The 11,822-nt window shown below is 71.6% G+C and carries 11 protein-coding genes and 1 pseudogene; 5 read left to right on the top strand and 7 right to left on the bottom strand.

Features of this window, described 5'->3' with window-relative positions; translation table 11 throughout:
* From ACFVGY_RS10475 to ACFVGY_RS10460, 4 genes and pseudogenes are all read right to left on the bottom strand, one after another.
* Nucleotides 1–390: pseudogene (locus tag ACFVGY_RS10475) on the bottom strand (hypothetical protein); the annotation flags it as partial.
* A 308-nt stretch (nucleotides 391–698) separates the two neighbouring features.
* Entirely contained in the window at nucleotides 699–1,394 is a 696-nt protein-coding gene (locus tag ACFVGY_RS10470) for a DUF402 domain-containing protein (RefSeq protein WP_385673975.1), read from the bottom strand.
* 103 nt (nucleotides 1,395–1,497) lie between these two features.
* Complete coding sequence (locus ACFVGY_RS10465; RefSeq protein ID WP_385673972.1) at nucleotides 1,498–2,916, bottom strand: class II fumarate hydratase; 1,419 nt, start codon at nucleotides 2,914–2,916, stop codon at nucleotides 1,498–1,500.
* 430 nt (nucleotides 2,917–3,346) lie between these two features.
* The gene (locus tag ACFVGY_RS10460; protein WP_385673969.1) at nucleotides 3,347–4,111 is read right to left on the bottom strand and encodes a glycerophosphodiester phosphodiesterase; all 765 of its coding nucleotides are present in this window, start codon (nucleotides 4,109–4,111) and stop codon (nucleotides 3,347–3,349) included.
* A gap of 53 nt (nucleotides 4,112–4,164) precedes the next feature.
* Between ACFVGY_RS10460 and ACFVGY_RS10455 the strand changes: the two genes are divergently transcribed.
* Complete coding sequence (locus tag ACFVGY_RS10455) at nucleotides 4,165–4,581, top strand: hypothetical protein (protein WP_385673966.1); 417 nt, start codon at nucleotides 4,165–4,167, stop codon at nucleotides 4,579–4,581.
* Here ACFVGY_RS10455 and ACFVGY_RS10450 read toward each other — a convergent pair.
* Nucleotides 4,550–5,950 (bottom strand): hypothetical protein, encoded by a 1,401-nt coding sequence (locus ACFVGY_RS10450; RefSeq protein ID WP_385673963.1) that lies wholly within the window; start codon nucleotides 5,948–5,950, stop codon nucleotides 4,550–4,552. The genes ACFVGY_RS10455 and ACFVGY_RS10450 overlap by 32 nt on opposite strands.
* A 152-nt stretch (nucleotides 5,951–6,102) precedes the next feature.
* On the opposite strand from ACFVGY_RS10450, the gene ACFVGY_RS10445 reads away from it, so the two are divergent.
* Nucleotides 6,103–6,336 (top strand): hypothetical protein, encoded by a 234-nt coding sequence (locus ACFVGY_RS10445; RefSeq protein WP_385673960.1) that lies wholly within the window; start codon nucleotides 6,103–6,105, stop codon nucleotides 6,334–6,336.
* A gap of 82 nt (nucleotides 6,337–6,418) precedes the next feature.
* Here the strand turns inward: ACFVGY_RS10445 and ACFVGY_RS10440 are convergent, their stop codons facing one another.
* A complete protein-coding gene (locus ACFVGY_RS10440; RefSeq protein ID WP_385673957.1) occupies nucleotides 6,419–8,107 on the bottom strand; it encodes a fumarate hydratase in 1,689 nt (562 codons plus the stop codon).
* Between the two features lie 151 nt (nucleotides 8,108–8,258).
* On the opposite strand from ACFVGY_RS10440, the gene ACFVGY_RS10435 reads away from it, so the two are divergent.
* Nucleotides 8,259–9,014, top strand: a complete 756-nt coding sequence (locus tag ACFVGY_RS10435) for a DUF1707 domain-containing protein (RefSeq protein WP_385673955.1) — start codon at nucleotides 8,259–8,261, stop codon at nucleotides 9,012–9,014.
* Nucleotides 9,015–9,277: 263 nt separating this feature from the next.
* Nucleotides 9,278–9,679 carry a WhiB family transcriptional regulator gene (locus tag ACFVGY_RS10430; RefSeq protein WP_385673952.1) on the top strand — a complete coding sequence of 134 codons (402 nt, stop codon included), beginning with the start codon at nucleotides 9,278–9,280 and terminating at the stop codon, nucleotides 9,677–9,679.
* Nucleotides 9,680–9,888: 209 nt separating this feature from the next.
* Here the strand turns inward: ACFVGY_RS10430 and glpX are convergent, their stop codons facing one another.
* Nucleotides 9,889–10,920: a class II fructose-bisphosphatase gene (gene glpX, locus ACFVGY_RS10425; protein ID WP_385422905.1), complete on the bottom strand. Its 1,032-nt coding sequence runs from the start codon at nucleotides 10,918–10,920 to the stop codon at nucleotides 9,889–9,891.
* Between the two features lie 259 nt (nucleotides 10,921–11,179).
* Between glpX and ACFVGY_RS10420 the strand changes: the two genes are divergently transcribed.
* Nucleotides 11,180–11,698 carry a DUF4245 domain-containing protein gene (locus ACFVGY_RS10420; protein WP_385674011.1) on the top strand — a complete coding sequence of 173 codons (519 nt, stop codon included), beginning with the start codon at nucleotides 11,180–11,182 and terminating at the stop codon, nucleotides 11,696–11,698.
* The last annotated feature ends 124 nt before the right edge of the window (nucleotides 11,699–11,822 follow it).

Genomic DNA, 11,822 nt, shown 5'->3' with positions numbered 1-11,822 from the left:
CCGGCCGCGCCGGCGCGGGGGGGCCCGCGGCGCGGCCTGCGCCGCCGGACGGCCCTCCTCGCAGGCGGGTCCGGCCGCGGGGCCCGCCGGGCCGGGAGTCGCCTCGCCGTCGCGCGGACGCGGGACGTCCGGGCCGCGGCCGGCGGAGTCCGCGTGCGCCCGTACGGGGTCGGCGCCGGGCCCGGCCGCACCGCGTACGCCCTCGGCGGCCGGGGCGGGCGCCTTCCCGTGGCCCAGCTCGTCCGCGCACCCGCCGGAGACCGCGGCGCGGGCGCGGCCGTCCGCGGCACCGGTGGCAGCGGAGGAGGGCAGGCCGGGGCCGCCCTGGGCCGGTGCCGCGGCGGCTGCGGCAGGCTGCGGGCCCTCCTGCGAGGTGGGGTACTCCGTCACGCGTGGCATTCCGTCCGTTTGCGCTCGATGTGCGCTGCACTCAACTCGGTCAGTCGCGGTATACCCGCTCAGCGGCGGGGACACCATCGCCCCGCGGTTCCTCCCCAAACTTCGTCCGGAGGGACGCCCGCCCCGGCTTCGTCGGCGGGGCACCCCCACCCGCACGTTACCCTCTCGCCCCGGCGTTGACCTCCAGTCAAGTTCCGCGTCCGGCACGACATTTACGGAAGTGCGGCCGGCTGCGGCACCCGCACGCGACCTTGCGGAGGGAGATATTACGGTTCAACCCCGGGGGCGCATCAAGGGTCTCATGAGCTCATGTGCGCCGGGGTGCGGTCCCAGTCCTCCGGCAGGGCCGGAACGCCCCAGGCCGGATCGGGCCGCCAGTCCTCCCACCCGTCCGAGAACGGAGCCCCCCACGCCTTGACGACGTCCAGGGCGTCCTGCCCCGCCTGCTGCACCCGCAGGGCCTGTCCGGCGTCCATCAGGCCGGCCCGCTGCGCCTGCGCGAACTCGTCCTCGTCGCGCCACTTCCACGTACGGTCCGGGTAGACGGAGATGTCCAGGAAGTGGTCGACGGAGTCGACGCCGCCGGCCCAGCGCGACCGCGGCTCCTCGAGGTTGACGTACCAGCTCTTGAACCGCCAGCCGTGGTCCCAGAACAGCCACACCGACCACGGGTCCCGGGGCCGGGCCAGCTTCAGCACGCCCGTGCCGAACCAGCGGGCGCGCACGGTGGTGCGGGGCGCGGTGTAGCGGGTGGCGAGCGGCTCCTCGTGCACCGGGGTGCCGTCGGCGAGCACCGGCTTGACGCACTCGGTGCCGGGCGCCATCCACACCGCCAGCAGGTCCGCGGTGTCCTGCACCACGGTCACCGGGCGGCAGATGTGGACCGCGCCCGTCAGGTCCGGGGCGTGGTCGCGGTACCGCCAGAGGATCTGCTCCCCCGGCCGCCAGCGGTTGCCCTGTGCGTCGCCGCCCCCGCGGCCTCCGGTACCTGTCATGCGCAGATACTAGGGCTGGGCTCCCCGTGCTCGCTGCGGTGCAGGTCACGGAGGTCTACGGGGACGGGAAACGACCGGATCCGGCCCCTGGCCGGAACCGGTTTCAGGGCCGGGTCATCCGCAGGACGTCGAGCGCCTCGTCGAGCTGTTCCACGGTCAGGTCGCCCCGGTCGACGTAGCCGGACTCCAGGACCACCTCCCTGATCGTCTTCCGCTCGGCGAGGGACCGCTTGGCGACCTTGGCGGCCTCCTCGTAGCCGATGTACCGGTTGAGCGGGGTCACCACGGAAGGGGAGGACTCCGCGTACTCCCTGGCCCGGGCCGCGTTGGCGGTGATCCCGTCGACGGTGCGGTCGGCCAGCAGGCGGCTCGCGGAGGACAGCAGGCGGATCGATTCGAGCAGGTTCCGGGCCATCACGGGGAGCATCACGTTGAGCTCGAAGTTGCCGGCGGCGCCCGCCACCGCGACCGCGGTGTCGTTCCCGGTCACCTGCGCGGCGATCATCAGCACGGCCTCGGGGACGACCGGGTTGACCTTCCCGGGCATGATCGAGGACCCCGGCTGGAGGTCCGGGAGGTTGATTTCGGCCAATCCGGTGCGCGGCCCGGAAGCCATCCAGCGCAGGTCGTTGCAGATCTTGGTGAGCGAGACGGCGATCGTACGGAGCATGCCCGAGGTCTCCACCAGCGCGTCCCGGGCGCCCTGGGCCTCGAAGTGGTTGCGGGCCTCCGTCAGCGGCAGCCCGGTCGCGGCGGCCACCTCGGCGATCACGTCGGCGGAGAAGCCCGCCGGGGTGTTGATCCCGGTGCCCACGGCGGTGCCGCCCAGCGGCAGTTCGGCCAGCCGGGGCAGGACCGCCTCCAGCCGCTCGATGCCGTAGCGGACCTGGGCGGCGTACCCGCCGAACTCCTGGCCCAGGGTGACCGGCGTGGCGTCCATCAGGTGGGTCCGGCCGGCCTTGACGACCTCTGCGAAGGCGGCGGCCTTGCGCTCCAGGGCGAGTTCGAGGTGGCGCAGGGCGGGGACGAGGTCGTGGGTGACGGCGGCGGTCGCGGCGATGTGGATGGACGACGGGAACACGTCGTTGGAGCTCTGCGAGGCGTTGACGTGGTCGTTGGGGTGGACGTCGCGGCCGAGCCGTTCGGTGGCCAGGGTGGCGATCACCTCGTTGGTGTTCATGTTGGACGAGGTCCCGGATCCGGTCTGGAACACGTCCACGGGGAAGTGGTCGTCCCAGCGGCCCTCGGCCACTTCGGTCGCGGCCGCGACGACGGCCCCGGCGAGGTCGCGGTCGAGCACCCCGAGGTTCGCGTTGACCGTCGCTGCGGCGGCCTTGATCCGGGCGAGCGCCTCGATGTGGGCGCGCTCCAGGCGCTGGCCGGAGAGCGGGAAGTTCTCCACGGCGCGCTGGGTCTGGGCCCGCCATTTGGCGTGGGCGGGAACCTTCACCTCGCCCATGGAGTCGTGCTCGATGCGGTGCGGGCCGGTCTGGCCGCCGGCGCCGTGCTGATCGTTCGTCATGTTCGTGGCCTCCTCGGGAAGGTGAGCAACGATCTTGTCGGAGGTGTTCCCATCTCCCCTGCCGAGCAGTGAATGCCGGTGCCGGACACCGATCTCGGGCAGGCGTACATGACACGTGTAGGCAGGACACCCAGGCCCAGATGTACCGTCGCCGCCGTCGCGGCGTTCGCGGCCGCCCTCGGGGGCGTCACCGGCGTCACCCCCCTGGCCCACGCGGCCGGCACGTGCCTGACGCTCGGCGCGGCCGGGGAACCCCTCCGGCTCCAGCCCTGCAACGGCGCGAACCGGAGCTCCGTCTGACCACCACGCCCCTGTACGCCCCCGGCCGCCCCAGACCCCCGGCCGCCGGGGCTCCGGGCGGCGGACGTCCGCCGATCGGCCGGACCTCGCGGCGGCCGTACGCCGATCGGCAGAGCAGCGGGGGCGGGAATCAGCGGGCGTCGATGTACGCACGCACCTCGCGCGGCCGGTTGGTGATGATCGTCTCCACCCCGAGCCGCAGGCACAGCTCGACGTCCTCGAACTCGTCCACGGTCCAGACCCGCACCCGCAGCCCCTTGGCCCTCAGCCGCGCCACCAGCCCCGGATCCCGGCGCACGAGGTCGATCCCCGGCCCGGCATGCCCCGCGAACGGCGGCCGCGGCGGCCGCACGGCCCGCTCGATCAGGTACACGGCGGGCAGCCCGGGCGCGAGCCGGTTCATCCTGACCAGTGCGGAGCGCGAGAAGCTCATCACCTCGACGCGGCCGTCGGCGCCGTCGGCCAGCCCGTGGTCCTTCAGCACCCGCACCAGCTCGGCCTCCAGCCGGCCGCCGGCCCGGGTGGGGTGCTTGGTCTCGACGGCCAGCCCGACGGGACGGTCCGCGGCCAGCGCCTCCTTCAGCAGGTCCTCGAAGAGCAGCACCTGCGCGCCCCGGTGCTCCTCGCCCTTCCAGCCGCCGAAGTCGAGCGCGCTGAGCTGCTCGTACGTCATCGCGGAGACGACCCCGCGCCCGTCCGAGGTGCGCTCCACCGTCCGGTCGTGCACGCACACCAGCCGCCCGTCGGCGGTCAGCCGCACATCGCACTCCAGCGCGTCCGCGCCGTCGGCGATGGCCTGCCGGTACGCAGCGAGGGTGTGCTCGGGGTGCTCGTGGGAGGCCCCGCGGTGGGCGATGACCCGCACGTCGCGGGCGGTGGGGAGCAGCTGTGTCATAGGGGAGACGTTAACCGGCTGCGACGGAGCCGCGGGTACCGCACCATCCACACGTGGCCGAACACCTGATGACACTCCACTGCGAGCCCTGCCCCTCCTGGCGCCACGAGGCGTGGCAGCTGATCGTGGACGGGCGCCTGCGCTGGGAGGAACAGGAGTACTGCACGGCCTGTGCCGTCCAGGCCTGCGGCGGGGGGTGGGGCCCGCCGCCGCCCCGGGTCCGGGAGCGGATCGTCGCCGAGGAGGGCACGGTCCGCGTCGCCGTCGGCGGACCGGACGGGGCGCCGCTCAAGGCCGTGCGCGAGGTGTTCGGCCTGACGCTGCGCGAGCTGGCCGGGGCCCGGCAGTACGGCCTCGACGCCACCCCGGTGGAGGCGGAGCTGCTGCAGGCCGTGGCAGCCCGTTTCCGGGGCGGGGCGGCACGGTCCGCGGGCGGGGTCACTGCGGACGCTGGTCCTGAGCTTCCTTGAGGAGTTGGGCGAACGGTGTCTGGGCCATCGAGCCGCGCACGAGCGTCAGACCGTACCGGTCGTTGGCCTGCCGTTGCTTCGCGGGGGCGTTGATTTCGAAGGGCTTCCTCTCGCCCGGCCTCGAGACGTCCACGTAGACGGCCGGCTTCTTGCGGTACAGCCACCAGACCGTCACGCGTTCCTTGCCCCGCGTCACGTTCAGGAGCTCGCTGCTGTTGGAGAGGGAGGCCTGGTATCTGAAGTACTCCCTCTGGGTCGGCGGGGGTGCCTGCGGGTCGTCGTCCTTGTGTTGTCGCACGAGTTCGCCCCGCCACTTCCCGGAATCCTTGTAATCGTCGGCTATTTTCATCCTGTCCCGCCTGATCGCCCACGCCTCGACCTGGGCCGCGATGGCCTCGTGGGTGAGCTTCCGGGGATTCTTTATCTCGACGACGACGTCCTCCGACAATTCCTCCTCAGGACCCAGCTCCCGCCCCGGCGGCTTGACCAACTCGCCGGGCTTGAGCAACTCGTACTTGTCCTTCGGGTCGCTCGCGACCTTGGCGTGGATCCAGTAGATGCTGCCGATGATGTGGACCGGGACCTGGCCGGAGTTCTTGAGGCGCAGACGGACCCGCAGGTGCATCTCCGTCGCTCCCTTGTCGAAACTCGGCCTTCCGATCTCGGCGGTGGCCTGCACCAACGGGCGCGACATGGAAGGAAGGTAGACCTGCGTGTAGACCAGGTTGGTGATGACGATCAGGGTGGAGCCGATGGCCCCGATCGTTATCTGGGCGGGATAGCGGAGCGTCTTCCACACCCGGTGGTGGATCAGTACGCCCAGAGACCACAGGGAACAGACGACGAGGGCGGTCCAGATCGCCAGGCCCCATGCCTGCGACAAGCCCCTGTTCGCGATGTGCATCCAGAGCAGAACCACGCCGACGAGCAACTCGACCGATGCTCCGAGCAGAAGGGCGGGACCTGAAAGCCTCTTCTTCCGCTTGCGCCAGTAGTCGAAAACGGCGACGAAGGCGATCACTTCCAGGGCGGCCATGAACAGGAAAAGGCATCCCGTTGCCCGGCCGGCGAAGGTGAGCGCCTCGAAGGTGTCGTTGATGCCGATCCAGCCGCAGACGGCAGCGGTCGCCGCGAACCCGGCTGCCATGCAGGCGCCCTTGATACGGCGTCCCCACTTGCGAGCCGGCCAGACGGTGCTGTCTCCGCCGCGCCATTCGATGTCGACCTTGGGTGCCACACCGGCGCTACGCAGGACCTTTTGGAGTTCGTGGGGGCACCACACATTGCGTTCGGTCCTGCCGTTGATCACGACCGGCCGCAAGCCGATGTCATCCGGTGGCCCCACGACCACCGGAGGTTTGTTCTCCATGGCCCCAGGCTGCCCCCGCACTGGGGTGAACGCCCCCGGGCTGCGTGTTCCGGGACTGTCCCGCGCGTCATCACGGGGGAATGCGGCCATCACGGCCATCACCCGAACGGAGTAACAGGGTGCGCGGCCCGGCGGAGTACGGGGTGAGTCTGATGAGGACCGAGCCGTCGTCCTCGTCGGAGGTCCCGATGCGTACGCGATTGATCGGGTTCATCGCCGCCGTGATCTTGGCCGCTCCCGGTGCCATGACCCATGGTGCACAGGCTGCCGTGCCCGCCATCGACGGGAACACGTGCATCAAGGGCGGCGGATCGGTGGAGTACGAGTCCACCAAGGGTTCTTGGGTCTGCGTCGACGGCGATTTCAACGGCAAACCGATCGACTGAACCGGCAAACGCCGCCCCGGGGGATCGGGCCGAGAGCCCCCGGCGGGTGCCGGGGGCTCTGTGGGGGCGGGAGGGGCGCCGGCTACGCCAGGCCGGGGCCGCGGACCGGGATGTGGGTGAAGGTGGGCTCCGGCGCCGGGTTCTGGAAGAAGTCGCTGCCCTTGTCGTCGACGACGATGAACGCCGGGAAGTCCTCGACCTCGATCTTCCAGACCGCCTCCATGCCGAGCTCCTCGTACTCGACGACCTCGACCTTCTTGATGCAGTCCTGGGCGAGGCGGGCGGCGGGGCCGCCGATCGAGCCGAGGTAGAAGCCGCCGTGCGTGCCGCAGGCGTCGGTCACCTGCTGCGAGCGGTTGCCCTTGGCCAGCATGACCTTGGAGCCGCCCGCCGCCTGGAACTGCTCGACGTACGAGTCCATGCGGCCGGCCGTGGTCGGGCCGAAGGAGCCCGAGGCGTAACCCTCGGGGGTCTTCGCCGGGCCGGCGTAGTAGACCGGGTGGTCCTTGAGGTACTGCGGCATCTCCTCGCCCGCGTCCAGCCGCTCCTTGATCTTGGCGTGGGCGATGTCGCGCGCCACGACCAGCGGGCCGGTGAGGGAGAGGCGGGTCTTGACCGGGTGCTTGGTCAGCTCGGCCAGGATGTCGTCCATCGGCTGGTTGAGGTCGATGTTCACGACCTCGCCGCCCGACAGGTGGTCGTCGGTGGTGTCGGGCAGGAAGCGGGCCGGGTCGCGCTCCAGCTGCTCCAGGAAGACGCCCTCGGCGGTGATCTTCGCGACCGCCTGGCGGTCGGCGGAGCAGGAGACCGCGATGGCGACCGGGCAGGACGCGCCGTGGCGGGGGAGGCGCACCACGCGGACGTCGTGGCAGAAGTACTTGCCGCCGAACTGGGCGCCGATGCCGAGCTTCTGCGTCAGTTCGAAGACCTTCTCCTCCAGGTCGAGGTCGCGGAAGCCGTTGCCCAGGGCGGAGCCCTCGGTCGGCAGCTCGTCCAGGTAGTGCGCGGAGGCGTACTTGGCGGTCTTCAGCGCGTGCTCGGCCGAGGTGCCGCCGACGACGATGGCCAGGTGGTACGGCGGGCAGGCCGCCGTGCCGAGCGAGCGGATCTTCTCCTCCAGGAACTTCATCATGGAGGCCTCGTTGAGGACCGCCTTGGTCTCCTGGTAGAGGAAGGACTTGTTGGCGGAGCCGCCGCCCTTGGCCATGAAGAGGAACTTGTACGCGCCGCCGTCGGTCGCGTACAGCTCGATCTGCGCGGGCAGGTTCGAGCCGGTGTTCTTCTCTTCCCACATGGTCAGCGGGGCCATCTGCGAGTACCGCAGGTTGAGCTTGGTGTACGCGTCGAAGATGCCGCGGGAGAGCGCCTCCTCGTCGCCTCCCTGCGTGAGGACGTTCTGGCCGCGCTTGCCCATGACGATCGCGGTGCCCGTGTCCTGGCACATCGGCAGCACGCCGGCCGCCGCGATGTTCGCGTTCTTCAGCAGGTCGAGGGCGACGAACTTGTCGTTCGCGGAGGCCTCGGGGTCGTCGATGATCCGCCGCAGCTGCGCGAGGTGGGCCGGGCGCAGGAAGTGCTGGATGTCGTGGATGGCCTCCTCGGCGAGCTTGCGCAGCGCCTCCGGCTCGACCTTGAGGAACGTACGGCCGTCGGCCTCGAAGGTCGAGACGCCCTCGGAGGTCACCAGCCGGTACGGGGTGGTGTCCTCGCCCAGGGGCAGCAGGTCGGTGTACGCGAACGCCGGGCTGGGAGGGCGGGGGGTAATCGACATGACAGCAGTCATCCTCACTCGGGCAGACAGCGCTGACGACCGATTTGGCAGCGCGGTCAACCAGCGTAGGACCTCCTTGTGGGGATGTGTCTGTGAGGTAAGGCTCACCAGTGACTATCGCGATCTATCGTGTCTCGCTATGCTGGTCGACGTGGACATGGAAAAGCACCCCGCAGACCCTGCCGCCCCCGCCGCGCCTGCCGCTCCGGCCGTGACGCCGGCTGCGGCGCCGGCCGTGGCGCCGGCCGCGCCCACGGCCCCCGCCGGCGGGCTGCGCGCCTCCGATGCGGACCGCGACCGGATCGCGCAGATCCTGTCCAACGCGCTCGCCGAGGGCCGACTGACCCCGGACGAGCACTCCGAGCGCCTGGACTCCCTGTACGCCCTGAAGACCGTCGCCGAGCTGGACGTCCTGGTACGGGACCTGCCCGCGCCCGGCGGCGCCGCGGCGTCGTCCGCGTACGTGCCGGGCCCCGCCGGCCACGCCCCGACGGGGCCGGCCGCCCTGCCCGGCAACGCCGAGACGGTGGTCGCCGTGTGCAGCAGCTCCGCACGCAAGGGGCGGTGGCGGCCGGCCGCGCAGACCCGCGCGGTCTCCGTCATGGGCGACATCAGCATCGACCTCACCGAGGCCGTCTTCGAGCAGCAGGTCACCGAGATCAACGTGGCGTGCGTGCTGGGGAACGTGGAGATCCTGGTCCCGGAGAACGTCACCTTGCGCGGCCACGGCAGCGGCGTCCTCGGCAACTTCGAGGTCCACGGCGAGGGGCGGACGGGGGCCGACCCGAACGCCCCGGTGGTGATCATCCGCGGCTTCGCCCTGCTGGGCAACATCGAGGCCCGCCCGAAGCTCGGCTCCCGCCTGGTCGACCTGGCCCACAAGCTGCACAAGCGCCTCCACGGATAGCCGCGGGCAGCCGCGGGCAGTCCGCGGGCGGCGGCGCCGCCATCGGCCGCCGTCGGCTTCAGAGGGCGGGGCGGGAGCGGATCGCACGCCCGGCCGGGCCTGCGGAGTGCACCCGGGGGTGGGGCCGCCGCGTTCCTGCGTCGGATTTCGGTCGAGTTTCCGCGGAACCCCGGGCGCGCCGCACGCAGTGCATAGGGCCGCGTACAGCGGGTAGGGACAGGTGCATCGTCTCTCGCTTGCGTATCCGTCGTCAGGAGTAGACCGTGCCGCATCCGCCGCATCAGTCGCTGCAGGTAGCCGCCGTACAGACCCTTCAGGCGCGTCCGGCCGCCGTGCCGAAGGCGCGGGTGCCTGCACGGGAGGACGACGGCCCATGGCATGCGGAGGCGGTGTGCCGACGGGACGAGGCGGGACTGTTCTTCGCCCCGTCCAAGGAGCCCACGGCGGCCCGGCTCTCCCGCGAGGAGGCCGCCAAGCGGGTCTGCGCCCGCTGTCCGGTGATGGTCGCCTGCCGGGAGCACGCCCTGCTCCAGCCCGAGCCGTACGGGGTATGGGGCGGGCTCACCGCTGCCGAGCGCCGGGTGGTGCTGGCCCGCCGCCGGCGCCGCGCGGCGGAATTGCGCCAGGCAGCGCCGGGGGCCGGGCCGATAGCCGCCGCGGGCTGAGGCCCGTACGCGCGGACGAACGCGTGGTCGATCGCCGATGGCCGATCGCCGGTGGCGTACGCGCGCATGCGAGAGGGGCGGTCCCGCCGCACACGGGAACCGCCCCTCTCGCTGTGCCGGCACGGTCGCCGGCCGGGTGCGCTCGCAGCCGGCATCCCGGATCCGGGGCCCCTGACCGGGCCCCGGATCCGGGCTCGGGCTCCGGACTCCTACTTCGCGCGGTCGAAGTCGATGGCGCTGTACGCGCGCAGCTTCGACAGGCGGTGGGTGGAGTCGATCTGCCGGATCGTGCCGGACTTCGAGCGCATGACCAGGGAGGACGTGGTCGCGGTCTCCGAGCGGTAGCGGACGCCGCGCAGCAGCTCGCCGTCGGTGATGCCGGTGGCGACGAAGAAGACGTTCTCGCCGGAGACCAGGTCGTTGGTGTGCAGCACCCGGTCCAGGTCGTGGCCGGCGTCGACGGCCTTCTGCCGCTCGGCGTCGTCCTTCGGCCACAGCTTGCCCTGGATGACACCGCCCAGGCACTTGATGGCGCAGGCCGAGATGATGCCCTCCGGGGTGCCGCCGATTCCCATCAGCATGTCCACGCCGGTACCCTCGCGCACCGCCATGACCGAGCCCGCGACGTCGCCGTCGGAGATGAACTTGATCCTGGCGCCGGTCTCGCGGATCTCCTTGACGATGCCCTCGTGGCGGGGGCGGTCCAGGATGACCACGGTGACGTCCTCGACGGCCATCGCCTTGGCCTTGGCGACCCGGCGGATGTTGACCGACACGGGGGCGTTGATGTCGACGAAGTCGGCGGCCTCCGGCCCGGTGACCAGCTTGTCCATGTAGAAGACCGCGGACGGGTCGAACATCGTGCCGCGGTCGGCGGCGGCCAGCACGGCGATGGCGTTCGGCATGCCCTTGGCGTTCAGGGTGGTGCCGTCGATCGGGTCCACGGCGATGTCGACCTCGGCGCCGGTGCCGTCGCCGACCCGCTCGCCGTTGTAGAGCATCGGGGCTTCGTCCTTCTCGCCCTCGCCGATGACGACGACGCCGTTCATCGAGACGGTGGAGATCAGGGTCCGCATCGCATTGACCGCGGCGCCGTCGGCGCCGATCTTGTCCCCGCGCCCGACCCACCGGCCCGCGGCCATGGCCGCGGCCTCGGTCACCCGGACGAGCTCAAGGGCGAGGTTGCGGTCGGGTGCCTCGGGGGCGACTTCGAGCTGGGGCGGCAGGTTGTGCTCGGTCATCGGAGCGCACCTTTCTGTACGACGACGGCCGGGAAGGTGAGGGTGCTCGAACTCTATCGCTAGGTCGACAAACTGAGCAGGGCGGGTCACGTATGAGCGGATTATCGGTCAGTCGGTTGTCCTGAGCGAACATCTTGCGGAGGGCTCGCAGAGGCTGTGCGGAGGGCGTACGGAGGCCTCGTGGGCGCGCACGCGTGCGCCGCGCCCACCCCGGCGATGATCGCCCGGGGCCATGGGGGACGATGGTGGCGTGGCAGGTATGAAGGGCAAGCAGACGATCTGGGACATGGTCCGGTCGCTGGCGGTGATCGGCATCGTCGTCGCGGTGATCTACATTTTCATCCCGCATGACGACAAGGCCGATCCCACACACGTGGTGGACTACCGCGTCGAGACGATCACGGCCCGGCGCGCGGCGCCGTACCCGGTCGGGGCTCCGGTGGGGCTGCCGGCCGAGTGGCGGGCGACGTCCGTCACCTTCGACCGCAAGGACGCCAACGCCTGGCACCTGGGCTTCCTCGACCCCAACGGCCAGTACGTGGCCGTCGAGCAGTCCAGCGACGTCTCGCCCAAGTACCTCTCCAAGGTCACCCAGAGGGCCGCGGCCACTGGTGAGACCCAGCAGGTCGGTGACGCGGCGTGGGAGCGTTGGGACGGCGAGAAGTACGACGCCCTCGTGCGGCGCGAGCAGGGCCACGTCACGGTGGTGACCGGGACGGCCCCGTTCGAGGACCTCGGCAAGATGGCGGCGGCCCTGGAGTTCAAGCAGGGCAAGTGAGCCCGGTGCGCCCCGCGCAACGGTGAAAAGGCCGTGGGGGGGGCGGCGCCCCGGGGCGCCGCCGGGGGGGTGGGGGGTGGGGGGGGGGCGGGTGGGGGGGGGGGTGGCCCCCCCGGGTGCGCGC

It is taken from the genome of Streptomyces sp. NPDC127106 (assembly GCF_042677605.1).
Classification (GTDB): domain Bacteria; phylum Actinomycetota; class Actinomycetes; order Streptomycetales; family Streptomycetaceae; genus Streptomyces.
Note: the sequence above shows the minus strand (reverse complement) of the source record. Positions and strands in the feature narration are given on the sequence as shown.